This window comes from Micromonospora sp. BL1, from assembly GCF_003667485.1.
GTDB lineage: Bacteria > Actinomycetota > Actinomycetes > Mycobacteriales > Micromonosporaceae > Micromonospora > Micromonospora tulbaghiae.
Map to the genome: position 1 here is coordinate 1 of NZ_RCVK01000290.1, position 15,833 is coordinate 15,833.

At 76.1% G+C, this 15,833-nt stretch carries 10 protein-coding genes; 1 reads left to right on the forward strand and 9 read right to left on the reverse strand.

Translation table 11 applies throughout. The annotated features are described in order from the left end of the window. Positions 1-76: 76 nt before the first annotated feature. From EAD96_RS21740 to pdhA, 3 genes are all read right to left on the reverse strand, one after another. Complete coding sequence (locus tag EAD96_RS21740; RefSeq protein ID WP_121685614.1) at positions 77-1,585, reverse strand: dihydrolipoamide acetyltransferase family protein; 1,509 nt, start codon at positions 1,583-1,585, stop codon at positions 77-79. A 110-nt stretch (positions 1,586-1,695) separates the two neighbouring features. Further along, on the reverse strand, positions 1,696-2,700 hold the full coding sequence (locus EAD96_RS21745; protein WP_091417870.1) for an alpha-ketoacid dehydrogenase subunit beta: 1,005 nt from the start codon (positions 2,698-2,700) through the stop codon (positions 1,696-1,698). Continuing rightward, on the reverse strand, positions 2,700-3,899 hold the full coding sequence (gene pdhA / locus EAD96_RS21750) for a pyruvate dehydrogenase (acetyl-transferring) E1 component subunit alpha (RefSeq protein ID WP_199733256.1): 1,200 nt from the start codon (positions 3,897-3,899) through the stop codon (positions 2,700-2,702). Before pdhA ends, EAD96_RS21745 begins: the two co-directional genes overlap by 1 nt. A gap of 72 nt (positions 3,900-3,971) precedes the next feature. Between pdhA and EAD96_RS21755 the strand changes: the two genes are divergently transcribed. Then, on the forward strand, positions 3,972-4,478 hold the full coding sequence (locus EAD96_RS21755) for an Lrp/AsnC family transcriptional regulator (protein WP_030499924.1): 507 nt from the start codon (positions 3,972-3,974) through the stop codon (positions 4,476-4,478). Positions 4,479-4,483: 5 nt separating this feature from the next. Here the strand turns inward: EAD96_RS21755 and EAD96_RS21760 are convergent, their stop codons facing one another. From EAD96_RS21760 to EAD96_RS21785, 6 genes are read right to left on the reverse strand one after another with little or no spacing between them, the layout of a single operon-like run. Further along, positions 4,484-5,464, reverse strand: coding sequence for a DNA polymerase domain-containing protein (locus EAD96_RS21760; RefSeq protein ID WP_121685602.1), 981 nt, complete (start codon positions 5,462-5,464; stop codon positions 4,484-4,486). 34 nt (positions 5,465-5,498) lie between these two features. Next, positions 5,499-7,619 (reverse strand): SWIM zinc finger family protein, encoded by a 2,121-nt coding sequence (locus EAD96_RS21765; RefSeq protein WP_121685603.1) that lies wholly within the window; start codon positions 7,617-7,619, stop codon positions 5,499-5,501. 11 nt (positions 7,620-7,630) lie between these two features. After that, on the reverse strand, positions 7,631-8,743 hold the full coding sequence (locus EAD96_RS21770; protein WP_120569662.1) for a VWA domain-containing protein: 1,113 nt from the start codon (positions 8,741-8,743) through the stop codon (positions 7,631-7,633). Further along, positions 8,740-11,040: a DUF5682 family protein gene (locus EAD96_RS21775; RefSeq protein WP_121685604.1), complete on the reverse strand. Its 2,301-nt coding sequence runs from the start codon at positions 11,038-11,040 to the stop codon at positions 8,740-8,742. The genes EAD96_RS21770 and EAD96_RS21775 overlap by 4 nt, the downstream gene beginning before the upstream one ends. Next, positions 11,037-12,140, reverse strand: a complete 1,104-nt coding sequence (locus EAD96_RS21780) for an AAA family ATPase (protein ID WP_121685605.1) — start codon at positions 12,138-12,140, stop codon at positions 11,037-11,039. Before EAD96_RS21780 ends, EAD96_RS21775 begins: the two co-directional genes overlap by 4 nt. Further along, positions 12,137-15,805 (reverse strand): DUF4132 domain-containing protein, encoded by a 3,669-nt coding sequence (locus tag EAD96_RS21785; protein WP_121685606.1) that lies wholly within the window; start codon positions 15,803-15,805, stop codon positions 12,137-12,139. Before EAD96_RS21785 ends, EAD96_RS21780 begins: the two co-directional genes overlap by 4 nt. Positions 15,806-15,833: the final 28 nt, after the last annotated feature.

Genomic DNA, 15,833 nt, shown 5'->3' on the forward strand with positions numbered 1-15,833 from the left:
CTGCTGGTAGCCAACGTCTGACCAACCTCCTCCGGCCCCGGCCCTCTTGGTGAGGGCCGGGGCCGGAGGAGGTTGGTCAGACGTTGGCTACCAGCAGGGCGGGCTGCTCGACGCAGTCGGCGACGTGGCGCAGGAAGCCGCCGGCCACGCCACCGTCGCAGACCCGGTGGTCGAACGTGAGACTGATCTGGGTCACCTTGCGAACGGCTAGCTGCCCGTCCACCACCCACGGCTTGTCGACGATCCGGCCGACTCCGAGCAGCGCCGCCTCCGGGTGGTTGATGATCGGCGTGGAGCCGTCCACGCCGAACACGCCGTAGTTGTTGAGCGTGAACGTCCCGCCGGTCAGCCGCGCCGGTGGCAGCGTCCCGGCCCGGGCGGCCGCCGTGGTCTCGGCGAGCGCGGCGGCCAGTTCCCGGGTGGTGAGCCGCTGCGCGTCGCGTACGACGGGCACGACCAGGCCCCGGTCGGTCTGCGCGGCGATGCCCAGGTGCACGCCCGCGGACTGCACGATCCGCTGTCCCTCGGTGTCGACGTGCGCGTTGAGCTGCGGGTACCTCCGCAGGCCGCTGAGGCAGATCCGGGCCAGCAGCGCCAGGATGCTCACCGGCGCGTCAGGGGTGGCCGCGTTGATCGCGGCGCGCGTCTCCAGCAGGCCGGTGGCGTCCACGTCGACCCAGATGGTCACCTCGGGGATCTCCCGCCGGCTGCGGGAGAGCTTGTCGGCGATGACCTTGCGGATGCCGGTGAGCGGGATGACCGTGTCACCGTCGCCGGCCGGGGCGAGCCCGACGTGCGCGACCGGGGCGTCCGGCACCGCGGCGAGCCGGGCCGCCGGGGCGGGGGCGGCCACTGCCGCGTCCAGGTCCGCACGGCGGATCACGCCGCCCGGCCCGGTGCCGCGCAGCGACGCCAGGTCGATGCCGTGCTCCTTCGCGAGCCGCCGCACGATCGGCGAGATGACCAGCGGCGCCGCCGGTCCGCCGGTCGGTGCCGGCTCGGCCGTGCGGTCCGCCGACCGGACGCCGCCCAGGGCCGGCGAACCGGCTGGACCCGGACTCGCCGGGGCCGGAGAGGCCGCCGGGGCCGGAGAGCCGGACGCGGACGCCGGACCGGGCACGCGGCCCGCCGCGTTCGGCGCGCCGGGCTCGGGGGCAGGGCTGGACGCGAGGCCCGCCGCGTTCGGCGCGCCGGGTTCGGGGGCCAGCGCCAGCCGCGGACGGCGCCGCCGCCGGCCGGAGCCGCCGTGCCCGGTGCCGTAGCCGATCAGGACGTTGCCGGAACCGGCCCGCTCCTCCTCGCGGTAGGTGGCGTGCGGGTCGGGGGCGTCGTCGAGCGGGGCGATGGTGATCAGCGGCTGACCCACCGGGCGGACCTCACCGGCCGCGCCGTGCAGGGCCACGACCCGTCCGGCGTACGGGCACGGCACGTCGACCACGGCCTTGGCGGTCTCCACCTCGACCACTGTCTGGTCCACGGTGACCACGTCGCCGACGGCGACCCGCCACTCGACGATCTCCGCCTCGCTCAGCCCTTCCCCGAGGTCGGGCAGGAGGAAGTCGCGGGTTCCGATCGCCGCTGTCATGCCGTGCCGGCCGGGCATGGCCTCACGGCCCTCGCTCCGCTCGGTGCGTTCGGTCATGCCGCGCTGACCGGGCATGCCCACACGGCCCTCGCTCCGCTCGGTGCGTTCGGTCATGCCGCCACCCACCGCGTGTCGGGCTGGTCATCCCACTGCAACCGGGCCACGGTGTCCAGCACCCGGTCGACCGAGGGCAGGTGGGTGTGCTCCAGCATCGGCGCCGGGTACGGGATGTCCAGCCCGGACACCCGCAGCACCGGGGCGTGCAGGGCGTGGAAGCAGCGCTCCTGCACCCGGGCGGCGATCTCCGCGCCGACACCGGCGAAGCCCTGCGCCTCCTGGATCACCACGCACCGGCCGGTACGGCGGACCGAGGCGGTGACGGTGGCGTCGTCGAACGGCACGATGCTGCGTACGTCGACGACCTCCAGGTCCCAGCCCTCCTCGCGGGCGGCCTCGGCGGCGGCCAGTGCGACCGGCACCGCCGGGCCGTACGCGATCAGGGTGGCGTCGGTGCCGGGGCGGCGCACCACGGCGGTGCCGATCGGCGCGGTGCGGGCCGGCAGCTCGGCCTCGGCGCTGGTGAAGTAGAGCTTCTTGGGCTCCAGGAACACGACCGGGTCGGGGTCGTCGATGGCGGCGCGCAGCAGCGAGTACGCGTCGTCCACAGTGGCCGGGGTGACCACCTTCAGGCCGGGGGTGTGCGCGTAGTACGCCTCGGACGAGTCGCAGTGGTGCTCCACACCGCCGATGCCGCCGGCGTACGGCACGCGGATGACGATCGGCACGCTGAGTGCGCCGCGGGTGCGGTTGCGCAGCTTCGCCACGTGCGAGGCGATCTGCTCGAACGCCGGGTACGCGAACGCGTCGAACTGCATCTCGACCACCGGCCGCAGCCCGGACATGGCCAGGCCGACGGCGAACCCGACGATGCCGGCCTCGGCGAGGGGGGTGTCGAAGCAGCGCTTGTCGCCGAAGCGGGCCTGCAGCCCGTCGGTGATCCGGAAGACGCCGCCGAGCTGGCCGACGTCCTCACCGAAGACGAGCACCCGGTCGTCGTCGAGCATCGCGTCGGCGAGCGCGGCGTTGAGTGCCTTCGCCATGGTCATGGTGGCCATCAGGCGTCCCCCTCCGCGTCGGCGGCCAGCTCGGCCCGGACCATCTCGCGCTGCTCGACGAGTTGCGGCGTCGGCTCGGCGTACACGTGGTCGAACAGGCTCAGCGGGTCCACAGTCGGCTGGGAGTCCATTCGGCGGCGCAGCGCCGCGGCGTACTCCTCGGCCTCCGCGGCGATCGCCGCGACGGCGTCGTCGTCGAGCACGTCCTTGGCCCGCAGGTACGCCTCGAGCCGGGCGATCGGGTCGCGGTCACGCCACGCCTCCACCTCGTCGGCGTCGCGGTAGCGGGTCTGGTCGTCGGCGTTGGTGTGCGGCTCCATCCGGTAGGTGTGTGCCTCGATCAGGTAGGGGCCCTTGCCGGCGCGGGCGTGCGCCACGGCGCGCTCCAGCACCGCGAGGACGGCCACCGGGTCGTTGCCGTCGACCTGCTCGCTGGGTACGCCGTAGCCGACGCCCTTGTAGGCGAGGCTCGGCGCGGCGGTCTGCCGGGACAGCGGCACGCTGATCGCGTACTTGTTGTTCTGCACCAGGTAGACGACAGGCGCCTTGAACACGGCGGCGAAGTTGATGCCCTCGTGGAAGTCGCCCTCGCTGGTGGCGCCGTCGCCGATGAACGCCAGGGCCACCGTGTCGCGGCCCTGGTACGACTCGCCGTAGGCCAGCCCGGCGGCGTGCACGCACTGGGTGGCGAGCGGGGTGCACTGCGGCGCGGTGCGGGTGACGGCCGGGTCGTACCCGCAGTGCCAGTCGCCGCGCAGCAGCGTGAGCACCTCGACCGGGTCGAGGCCGCGCGCGGTCAGCGCCATCGACTCGCGGTAGGTGGGGAACACCCAGTCGGTGTCGCGCAGCGCGAGGACGCCGCCGATCTGGCACGCCTCCTGGCCACGGGCGGACGGGTAGACGGCGAGGCGGCCCTGCTTGGTGAGCGCGGTGGCCTGGACGTCGAAGCGGCGGCCGACGACCATGCGACGGTACATCTCGCGCAGCGTCTCGACCGGCGGCTCCGGGTAGTCGTCGCGGGCCGGCAGCGGGGTCCCGTCGGGTTCGAGCAGCCGGACCGGTTCCCGCTGCGGCATGAAGCCGGCCGACGGGTCGGGTGCGGCCGGGGTGGTCTTCCGGCGGGTGCGCGGGGATGCCCTGCGGACCGCCTGGGGTGTGGTCGTCACGGCGGGGACCTCCTGGACGTGTGGTGGCCCTATGCTCCCGGTCGTGGATGATTGACTCAACATGCGGGATGAACGCGGGACGAATGGCACGGGAGGGCGGCTGAGGTGAGCCAGGAGACCGGCACCACACCGGGCGCGGCGGGCGGAACGGGACGTTCGGCCGGGCCGCTCGACGAGGTGGACCGGCGGATCCTGCGTGAGCTGGTCCGCGACGCCCGGACGTCGATCCGTACGCTCGCCGAACGGGTGCACGTCTCCCGCACCAACGCGTACGCCCGGGTGGAGCGGCTGCTGCGCGACGGCGTGCTGACCGGGTTCACCGCGCGGGTCGCGCCGGAGCCGGCCGGGCTGGGCACGTCGGCGTACATCGCGCTCACCATCGAGCAGAACACCTGGCGGGAGGTCTCCGCGGAGCTGGCCCGGGTGCGCTACATCGAGCACGCGGCGCTGCTCAGCGGCGAGCACGACGTCCTCGCCCTGGTCCGGGCGCCGGACAACGCGACGCTGCGGGACGTGGTGCTGGACCGGGTGCAGAGCATCGCCGGCGTGCTGTCCACACGTACCTGGCTGGTGTTCGAGGAGTTCGACGGCACGCAGAGCCCCTGGGACTGACCGCCTCAGCGTTCCGGCGGCGACTCCAGCCCTTCGGCGTCGGCCCGCTCCAGCAGCGCTTCCAGCGAGTACCGCCGCCCGTCCAGCCCGGCATGCGGGTCTCCCCGCTCGGCGAACCGGGCGGGCATGCTGAGCACGTCGAAGTCCTCCGGGCGGGCGTCGTCCAGCTCGGACCAGTCCAGCGGCGCCGAGACCAGCGCCGCGGGCGTCGGCCGGATCGAGTACGCCGAGGTCATCGTGTGGTCGCGGGCCATCTGGTTGTAGTCGACGAAGACCGGCCGGTCCCGCTGGTCGCGCCACCAGGTGGTGGTGACCAGGTCGGGCAGGCGGCGCTGCATCTCCAGGCCCAGCGCGAGCACCGCCCGCCGGCACTCGCCGAAGCTCCAGCGCGGCTCGATGGAGACGTAGACGTGGATGCCGCGCCCGCCGGTGGTCTTCGGGAAGCCCTCCAGGCCCAGCTCCGTCAGGAACGCGCGTACCTCGTGCGCCACCGGCACCACCTGCGCGAAGTCCACGCCCGGCATCGGGTCGAGGTCGATGCGCAGCTGGTCGGGGCGTTCCACGTCGTCCTTGGACACCGGCCACGGGTGGAAACGCAGCGTGCCCAGGTTGGCCGCCCAGATCACCACCGCCAGCTCACTCGGGGCCACCTCGTCGGCGGTACGGCCACTGGGGAACGTGATGTGCGCGGTGCGCACCCAGTCGGGCGCGCCGGCCGGAAGCCGCTTCTGGTAGAACGCGTCGCCCTTGTTGGTCTGCCGGGTGGCGACCTTGGCGCCCTCGAACACGCCGCGCGGCCAGCGTTCCAGCATGGTCGGCCGGTCCCGCAGCGCGCGCAGGATGCCGTCGCCGACGGACAGGAAGTAGCGGACCACGTCCAGCTTGGTCAGCCCGCGCTCCGGGAAGTAGGGCTTGTCGGGGCTGGAGACGCGGACCAGCCGCTCCCCCACCTGGATCTCCTGCGCCGCCGTGGTCGCCACCGTCACACCGTAGCGATCCTTCCCGGCCGTGGGGACCGGCTCACCGGGACTCCGCCGTCACCGACAGCCGGATCCAGGCGTCGACCCAGGCCCGAACCGCCGGTTCGCCCGGGTCGGCGCCGAGCGTCCCGGCCAGGCCGGACAGGGCCGCGCCGCAGCGCTCCAGTCCGACTCCGGCGAGACCGGCCGCCGTCGTGCGCAGCCGCTCGGGGAAGCCGGCCGCCAGGTGCCGCAGGCCGGTGTGCGCGGCCTGGGCGAGCAGCGCCGACGCCGTACCCAGCGCGGCCGCGACCGGGTCGGGCCGGACGTCGACCGCGCCGGCCAGCCGCCCGTCGCCCGCACCGGGTGCCAGATCGGGTACGACCACCGCGTCGGCGACCACCGCCAGCGGCTCGACGACGAGTCCGTCGGCGCCACGGCGGACCGTCCCGCTGACGTAGCGCGGCGGCCCGTGCGTGCCATCCAGCGCCGCCGCGAGCGCGTCGAGTGCGCCCGGTGCGGCGGCGTGGTGGGTCGCGGTGACGGTAGCGGTGCCCCCGTCGGCCCCGGTCACTGTGGCGTCGAGGCGCTGCTCACCGGCCGCGTACCCGATGGCGCGCACCTCGCCGAGCGCCAGGACCCGCACCGACTCGGCGGCGGTGCGGGGGCGCAGCAGCCGGGGTGGCCGCCCGGCCAGCTCGGCGGCGAGCGCGTCCGGGTCGTGGGCGAGCAGGCCGGGCGGCAGCCCGGACCACTCTCCGGCGCCGGGGGTGACCGTGGTGCGAGCCAGCCGGCCGGCGGCGAACCGGAGCCGGTGCGCGGCGCTGCGCACCGCCGACTCGGAGACCACGTTGCCGGTGGCGAGCGCGCCGAGCGTGGTGCCGGTGACCCGCCGCCCGGCCAGTTCGTGCCCCGTGGGCGTGCCGTCGTCGGTGACGGGGTAGGCGCGGCGCAGCACCAGCACCGAGACGGCCGCCGGGTGGGCGAGCACCACGTCCACGCCCACCTCCCCGCCGCTGCACCGGACCCGGGCGCCGAGGCCGGTCAGGCGCACCCGCCGCAGCGGCGTCTCCGCCGGCTCGTGGGTGCCGAGTACCCGCTCCGGTGGGGTGGCGCCGCCGTTGACGACCGCGCGCCGCCGGGCGGGCAGCTCGGCGAGCAGGTCGGCGAATGTCTCCGGCCGGTAGCGGGCGCCGCGCGCCGCGTACGCCTCCAGTTGCCCGACCAGGTCGTCCACCGCCAGCAGCGGCCAGCGCAGACCGGCCGCGTCGAGGTCCCGCCGGGCCGCCGCCAGCCGGGCGTCCACCCCGGAGCCCAGGTGCGCGGCCCCGGTCAGCAGCACGTCGGCGGCCAGCGCCACCGCCGCGTCCAGCGCCGGATGGTCCGTCACGGTGGCCGCACCGCCGACGCGTACCTGTGCCTCGGGACGGTCCGGGTGTTCCCGGTCGGCCGCCCGGCACGCCCACACCGCGAGCGCGATCGCCTCGCCGCCGTCGTCGGCCGCGTCGCCGCGCGCGTACCCGATCTGGCGGGGCACCAGGAAGCGGACCGTGCCGGTGGGCAGCTCCACGCGCGGGACCGGGTCGGCGGCGTCCGGCCGGTGGACCACGGCGGTGTAGCCGCGGCGCAGCCGTCGTCGCGCGACGGTGAGCGCCGGGGCGCCGATCGCGGCGGCCAGGTCCTCGTCGGTGACGTCGCCCGGCGACCACCGCCACGGCTCACCACCGGCCCCGGCGTCGTCCCGGCCCGGCTCGGCGTCCGGGCGCGGCTCGGCGTCCCGGCCCGGCGCGGCGTCGTGGCCCGGCTCGGCGTCGTGGCCCGACCCGGCGGCGTGGTCCGGCGCGGCCTGCCGGTCCCGCGCCGCGGGTCGGTCCGGTGCGGCCGCGTGGCTCGGCGTGGTGGCGGCGTGCGTGCGCTGGTAGGTCAGCACGACGGCGAGCAGGTGCCGGCACACGCCCGGCGCGGGGCAGGAGCAGCAGGCCGCCGCCAGGCCACCGCCGCCGGGCGGGAGCGTGACAGTCACCCCGTCCGGGTACGCCGCGCGCACCGCGCCGTCGGTGTCCTCGATGAGCGTGGGCCGCTCACCCGCGTCGACCTCCTTCGTGGCACGTTTCACCAGGCCCCTGTTGCTCAGCGCGGCGAGCACGTCCGGGGTGAGCGCGATCAGGTCGGCGCGGGTCATGCCTCGTCTCCCTACCGGCCGACGTGCTCGGCCACGAACGCCGCCAGCTCGCCCGGCGTCATCGCGCCGACCGCGGCGCCCACGTCGGCCAGCCGCTGCGCGGTGGCCCGGTCGTACGCCGGGTCGGCCTCCTCGTCCAGCGCGGCCAGGGCCAGCACGTGCGTGCCCTGCTCCACGAGTTGCTTCACCGACCGGACGAGTCGCCCGGCGTCGCCGCCCTCGTAGAAGTCGGACACCAACGCGACGATCGCGCGGCGAGGGTTCTCCACGAGCTGCGCGCCGTACGCGACCGCGCGGGCGATGTCGGTGCCACCGCCGAGCTGCACCTTCATCAGCAGCTCGACCGGGTCGTCCACGTCGGAGGTCAGGTCGACGACCTCGGTGTCGAAGGCGACCAGGTGGGTCCGTACGCCGGGCAGCCCCCACAGGCAGGCGGCGGTCACCGCGGCGTGGATCACCGAGCCGAGCATCGAACCGGACTGGTCCACCAGCAGGATCACCTGCCAGCGGTCCAGGTGGCGGCGGGTCCGGGAGAAGAAGTGCGGCTGCCGTACGTGCAGCCGGCGCTCGTCCGGCCGCCAGTGCGCCAGGTTCGCCCGGATGGTGCGCCGGACGTCGAAGTTGCGGGCCTGCCGGAACCGGCTCGGGCGGCGCGCCCGGGGCCCGGAGAACGACTGCCGGACGTCGGCGGCCAGCCGCTCGACCAGTTGCCGCACCACCGCCTCGACCAGCCTGCGGGCCAGCCGCAGCACCTCCGGGTCCATCAGGTGTTTGGTGCGCAGCACCGCGCGCAGCAGCGCCGGGTTCGGTTCGACCCGGGCCAGCACCGCCGGGTCGGTCACGACCTCGTGGATGCCATACCGCTCGACCGCGTCGCGTTCCAGCCGCTGCACCGTCTCCTTCGGGAACAGCCGGGTGATCCCGTCCAGCCAGTCCACAGTGGTCAAGGCGGACGGGCCGGACCCGCCGCGCCGCACGTCGCGGCGGCCCAGTTCGGCGTCGCGGCCGTAGAGCCAGTCCAGCGCGGCGTCCCGGCCGGCCGCCTCGGCCGACAGGCCGCCCAGGCTGTCCTGCGCGGCGTCGCCGAGCACCAGCCGCCAGCGTTCCCGCATCGGGTCGCTCACGTCCCGTCCCCCTCCCACAGCCCTTCCCGGGTCAGCACCGCGTCGACCCGTTCCTCCACCGCGCGGGCGGCGGCCACCAGCAGCGGGTCGGCGTCCAGCCGCAGCAGGTCACCGGGCGGCGCGTCGCCGCCGTGCAGCGCCTGCACGTGCCGGGCCACCTCGGCCCGTTCCCGGGGCGGGAACCAGCCGAACGCCTGCCGCAGCGCCGGCAGCGCCACCAGGAAGTCGTGCGCGCCCATCGAGGCGAGTAGTTCGTCCACCACCGTCAGCAACGCCGCGTCGCCGCTGACCACCTCCTCCCGGGCCAGCGCGAACAGCCCGCCCAGCCAGTCGCCGAGCGTGTCCGGCGCGGCCACGGCCCGGACGGCGCGGGCGGCGTCCGGCACGTCGCCCAGCGACCAGGCCAGGCCCAGCGCCGCGCCGCGCAGGTCCGGCGGGGCCGCCGCGTCGCCCGCCACCCGCCCGGCCACTGCCAGCGCGCCGTCCCGGTCGAGCCCCAGCGCCGGACCGGCGTGGCGGACCGCGTCCCGGACCGCGACGAGCGCGGTGAGCCGCCCCGGGTCGGCCGGCGCGGCCACCGCGCGCACGCCCTCGACGAGCCAGAGCGCCCGGCGTACGGCGGCGGTGATCAGCGCGCCCAGCGGGGCCGTTCCGGCGCTGCCGAGGAGCCGGTCGTGCCGCCACAGGGCCAGTGCCACGGCCAGCGCCCGGCCCAGCGCCCGCAGGTCGGTGACCCCGCCCGCGGCGCGGGCGATCGCGGTGAGCGTGCGGGTGGAGTGCTCGGGCAGCCCGGCCAGCGCGGTGTCGAACAGCGTCGTGGCGAGCGCGTCCACGTCCGCGCCGAGCAGCGTCACCCGCTCCTCGATCCGGGCGGTGACCGCGTCCAGGACGGTCGGGCCGTACCCGCCGGCTTCGATCACCCGGGCCAGCCGGTCCGCCGACGGCGCGGGCGACCAGCGTTCGGTGAGCAGCGCGTCCGCACCCACCCGCGGGCCGCTCTCGCGGGCATGGCCGGGTACGTCGAGCAGCCGCAGCCGGTGCAGCAGGCGGCTGCGGGCCAGGTCGTCCGCGTCGGTCAGGTCCAGCTCGACCGGTGCGCGCCCGTCGATGCGGTGCCGTTCCAGTTCGGCGTCGACGTCGTGCACGAGCGGCGGCAGCGGCGTGTCCGGGTGCAGGCGGCCCACCCGGTCGCCGCTGAGCGCGGCGACCATCTCCACCACCACCGGATGCGCGCCGGGTGCCAGGGTGCCCCGGGTCGCCCACGGCAGCGGCTGGTCGAGCGCGTCGGTGACCAGCGCGGACACCAGCCCGTCGAGCACGTCGACCCGGCCCGGGTGGGCGTGGCCGCGCAGCCGGGCCAGGCCGCCGGCCATGCTCCGGGCGGCGATCAGGTCGGCGGTGGAGACGGGCTGCCGCCGGGCCCGCAGCCGGGCCGCCACCGCCTCGGTGAGCGCCTCCGCGGCCCGGCGCGGACCGTCCTCCCAGACCCGCTGGTAGTACGCCGGGGAGGGCATGCCGGACTGGTAGCCGACGAACGCGTCGAGGCGCCGGAACGAGTACGGCACGAGGTAGCTGCCCGCCACCGCGTCCGGTGCGGGAGTGGGGACCTCCGGCCAGTCGTCGTCCGCCCCGTCACCGTCGGCGGTCAGCCGGACCAGGGCGGGACGGTGGAAGCCGCCGGTCACCACCAGCACCGGACGGCCGGCGGCGCGGCGCCGAGCGGCGCGGACCCAGCGGGCCATGTACGCCTCGCGGGCGGTGTCGTCATCCCCCGCCGCCGACTCGCCGCGCAGCACGTCGAAGTACGTGTCGAGGCGCTCGGCCAGCCCGTCGTCCGGGCCGATCTCGAACAGGTGGTCCCAGAGCGCGTCCACGTTGTCCACTGCCAGCGTGGCGCAGAGCCGGCGTACCGCCTCGGCGTACCGCTGGTCGGCGTCGGCGTACCGGTTGGCGCGGTCGGCCAGCGCGGGATGCCACGCGGGCAGGTCGATGAAGCGCAGCTGCGCACCCGCCTCCCGGCCGGCGGTCAACGCCACCCACTCCGGCGAGTACGCGCAGAACGGGCTCCAGGAGGCGTGCCGCCGCGTGCCGTCGCGGTGCGCGGTGAACACGGCGATCGGCAGCTCGTGGCCGAGCAGCAGCTCGTCCATCCGCCCGTTCAGGTCCGCCGGCCCCTCCACCAGCACGTACGCCGGACGCAGCCGGGCCACGGTGGCCGCCACCAGCCGGGCGCAGGCCGGACTGTGGTGCCGGACGCCGAGGAACGTGACGCCGCCGGGCGCCCCGGTGGCGCTCACCCGGGCAGCAGGTGCCGGGCGTCGTGCACCGCCCGCCACTGCGCGCCGGAGCGGCGGGACACCTGCTGTTCCAGGTAGCGCCGCAGCCGGGCCAGGTCCTCCGCGTCGTCCTTCGCGGCGGTGCCGGCCAGGCAGGCGACCAGGTCGGCGGCGTCGCCGGGTTCGCCGCGCAGGAACCAGCCCCGCAGCCCGACCGCGTGCGCCACCGAGACCGCCTCCGCGGTGCTCATCACCGCCGACAGCCGCTCCATCGCGTCGCCGCGTTCGGTGACCCCGGTCCGCAACTCCCGGAACGTGGTGACCAGCACCTCCAGCAGGTCGCGCCGGGGCGGCGTGGTCACGCCGGAACGGCGCAGCAACTCGCCCGCCTCCGCCTCGACCAGTTCCAGCTCGGTGCCGAGGTCGGGGATCGGGAAGACGGTCTCGAAGTTGAACCGCCGCTTGAGCGCGGCGCTCATCTCGTTGACGCCGCGGTCCCGGGTGTTCGCGGTGGCGATCACGTTGAACCCCTCACGCGCGAACACCATGGCGTCGGCGCCCGGCAGCTCCGGGATGGCGAGCACGCGGTCCGACAGCGGGGAGAGCAGGCAGTCCTGCACCTCCAGCGGGCAGCGGGTGATCTCCTCGAACCGGACCACCCGCCCCTCGGCCATGCCGCGCAGCAGCGGCGCCGGCACCAGCGCGCGCGGGGACGGGCCGTCCGCGACCAGCAGCGCGTAGTTCCACGAGTAGCGGATCTGGTCCTCGGTGGTGGCCGCGCCGCCCTGGATGGTGAGCGTGGAGTCGCCGCTCACCGCGGCGGCGAGCAGCTCCGACAGCAGCGACTTGGCGGTGCCGGGCTCGCCGACGAGCATCAGCCCGCGGCTGGTCGCCAGCGCCACCAGCGCCCGGTCGATCAGGGACGGGTCGCCGACGAACTTGCGCCGGATCCCGGCCGCCGGGTCACCGAGGATGAACCGCCGCGCGGCGCGCAGGCTCAGCCGCCAGCCCGGCGGGCGCGGGTCACCGTCGTCGGCGGCCAGCGCGGCCAGCTCGTCGGCGTACCGGACCTCGGCCGGAGGCCGCTGGGCCCGCTCGGCGTCCGGGTCGAGCGCGGTCACCGGGTCACCTCCGCCAGGTCGCGCAGCACCTCGGAGACGGTGACGTCGTCCAGGTCGCCGAGGCGGACCTTGCCGCCGCGCTGGAACCAGTCACCCTGCGGCACGTCGTTGACCCAGATCGCCTCGATCTTCTGGTCGGGGAACATGTCCACCACGCCGACCGCGATGCCGGGGTCGAGGTCGATCACCACGGCCCGGCCGCCGGGGACGTCACGTTCCAGCCAGCCCTGGATGCCGGCGTCCTGCGGGGTGCCGCGTCGCCAACCCCGCCGTTCCAGGCTGAGCAGCCGCCCGGCCGGGACCGTGACGCCCATGTGCCGGTGCAGCAGCGCCTCACCGCGCTCGGCCGCGTCCAGCCGGTGCACCTCGCGCCCGAGCTGCGGGAAGGGCTGGAGGATCTCGTAGTCGGCGAAGACCTCCGCCCAGGCCGGCACCGCCGCGCCGAGGTGCAGCGGGTGCGCGATGGTGACGGTGGCGTCGTCGGGCAGCGCGTACGTCTCGTCGTCCACGTCGGCCAGCGTGCGGTCCTCGGCCACCCGGAACGCGGCGCCCACCGTCCCCGCGTCGTCCACCGTGGCCCAGACCAGTCGGCGGACGACGTGCCAGAGCAGCGGGTGGGACAGGAAGTAGCGGCGGAAGTCCGCAGCCGGCCAGCGCCGCCCGGTCACCATGGCCGCCTCGAAGCGGCGGATCTGGTCGGCGGCGAGCGTACGCACGTCCTTCTTCAGGCCGGCGAAGCGTTTGTGCGCGGCGGGCGCCAGCGTCGCGTCGTCCCGGGCGCCGGGCTTGGGCAGATCCTTGCGGCGGGCGCCGGTGCCGTCCACCACGTACGGCTTGAGCTGCTCGTCGAAGCCGACTGTGAACCGGCGCGGCCCGTAGTCGAGGACCAGGCTGCCGTCGGTGTCCAGGCCGAGGTCGGGCACCAGCCGGTCGCCGAGCTGCTCGGGCGTCAGGCCCAGCCCGTCGGCGACCTCGGTGACCTTGCGTGCCGCCTGCTCCCGCAGGCCCCGGAACTTCACCTTCTGCGAGATGCCGTAGAGGTGCATCAGCGCCACGTCGGTGCCGATCTGCGCCAGCACCTCCAGGCCGGTCACCGCCCGGTTGTGCTGGCTCTCGCCGGGCCAGGCCCGAACCAGCGGCGCGAGCCGCCGCGCGGTCGAGTCGTCGCCGAGCAGGCCCAGCGCGGTGAACGCCCAGCCGTCCTTCGACGGCGCGCCGGCGCTCTGCCAGCTCTCGAACAGCGCCCAGGCGAACTCCGCCAGGGAGTCGGCGTCGCACGCCGCGCGGACGATCTCCACCCCCGGGTACGGCTCGCCGGGCGAGGAGATGGCGAGCATCGTGCAGAGGTGGCGTACCGCGTCGGCGGGCAGCGCCGCTGAGCGGTCCCGCAGCAGCACCTGCGGCAGCACCGCCGGGTCCAGCCAGGCCGGCAGGCTCGGCATCCGGGCCGGGAGCTGGGCCAGCGGGTCGGCGTCGAGCATCGCCGTGGCGGCGGCGAGCGTCTCCTCGCCGTGCTCCCCGGCCACGGCCAGGAGCGTCTCGCGGTGCTCCGCGGCGACCAGGCGCAACGCCCGCTCGGCGGCCCGGCGCCGCGGTCCGGGCGCGCCCAGGGCGGCCGGCAGCAGCGCCCGCGTGGCGTACTCCGGGTGCCGCCGCAGCCAGGCCCGGGCAGTCGGGCGGACCGTCTTGAGCCGGTCGAGCCAGTCGGCCATCAGGTCGGCGACCTCACCGTCGGCGTACGGCAGCAGCACCTCGCCGACGCTCTTCGGCGCGCTGCGGGCCAGGTGCAGCGCGGTGGGCAGCGCGTCCAGCTCGTACCGGCCGGCGAGGCGCAGCATCCACCGGTCGGCGCCCCAGGACTCGTCGGGCCGCCAGGACGGCAGCAGCGGCCGGGCCAGCTCCTCGGTGGCGCGGACGAAGAAGTGGATCGCCGCGTACGACCCGGCCCGCCCGGCGGCGACCTCGGTGGCGAGCGCGCCCAGGTCGTTCCCGTGCCAGTGACCGGCCCAGCCGGGCACGATTGCGGCCCACCGTTCCCGCTCCCCCGGCAGCCAGGCCATGGCGGACCCGGCGGGCCGTTCCAGCCCGTCCACCACCGGCGGGTTGGCTCGTGGGCGCCGGACCGACCAGGGCGGCGTCACCAGCACCGGCGGCAGCCGGTCCGGCGCGGCGACCGGCAGCGCGGACGCGTCGTCGCGGATCCGCTCGACCCGTTCCCGCTGCGCCGGGTCCAGCGCCGGCAGCGCGGCCTCGACGGCCGCCGGGTTGGCCAGCACGTGCGCGCGCAGCAACGTGGCGGCCTCCCGCGCGGCCGGGCTGCGCCCCTCGGCGGCGGCGGACAGCAGGCGCACGCCGCGCACCGGGAAGCGGCGCAGCATCTCCGTCACCGCGGGCGGGACGTACCTGCGGTCCAGCCGGTCGAGCAGCGCCGTCATCGGCTCGTCGCCGGGCAGGGCCGCCAGCAGCGACACCAGCCGCTGCCGCCCGTCCGCGCCGGTGTGTTCGTGGTCGAACCACCCGGCCAGCACCGGCGCGACGGGCGGCCCGACCGCGGTGGTGGCGGTGACGATCGGCGCCGGGTCGTACATCAGCCGGTAGACCTGCAGGTGCCCGGCGAGGGCGTGGATCGCGTCCACGTCGTCGACCGCGGCGAGCAGCAACTCGGCGAGGAACGGGCCCCCGTCGCGCGCCACGTCGGCGACGTCCTGGGCCACCCACTCCCGCTCGGTCGGCAGCAGGAACGAGGTGACCGCCCGCGTCGCCAGCGACCCGGACCGGTACGGGACCAGCGCCGCGCGGGCGGCGGCGTAGTCGGCGTCGCCGGCCGCCGCGAGGTGCGCCCGGACGCGGCGCAGCACGGACTGGCGCAGACGCCAGTGGCCGTAGTTGTGTGACTTCTCCGCCTCGGTGCGGTGCAGCAGAAGCGGGGACGCCGACCCGGTGGCCGCCACGGTGATCTGCCCGGTCGCGGCGACCGCCGCGCCGACCGGGCCGAGATCGGCGACGAGCAGGTCGGCGAGGGCCACCCCCTGCTGGTCGCGCGCGTGATAGCCGAGCGCCACCGCCGCTGCCGCCACCAGCGCGGCCCCGCCCAGCGGACCGGGCTCGCCGTCCAGGTAGCCACGCAGCGCCGGGCCCAGCTCCGGATCGTCGGTGGCCCGCGCGGTGGCGGCCACCGGGACGGCCACCGCGTCCAGCACCTTCCGCCCGGCGGCACGGCCCTTCGCGGCGCTCGGCAGGGCCGTGCCCGGCGTGCCACCCCGGCGCGGGACCAGCATCCGCCGCCAGCCGGCCGGAACCTCGAACGCGTCCTCGTCCGGCAGCTCGCCGGCAGGCGACGTGGCCGACTGCGCCCCGGCCGGGTCGCTACCGGCCGGATCGGCGCCGGTCGCTTCCGGATCGCGGCTCGGCGCGGCCGGCTCGGCGGCGGGCGCTCCGTCCTGCCCCGTGGACGGCGCGACTGTCGTCTCGGCGTACCCCTTGCGCAGTTTCTCCGCGATCAGCCGGTCGGCGTGCGCGGCGGCCTCGGCCGGCGAACCCAGTTCCTTGACCTGGGTGCGGCCCTGCGCGCCGATCGATCCATAGCGGACCGTCACCGTCGCGTCGCGCTGCCCGACCTCCCAGAACTTGGCCGAACCGCCGCCCACGAACTCGAATCTGCGCACACCGTCTCCTTGATCGCCCGCAGTGTGC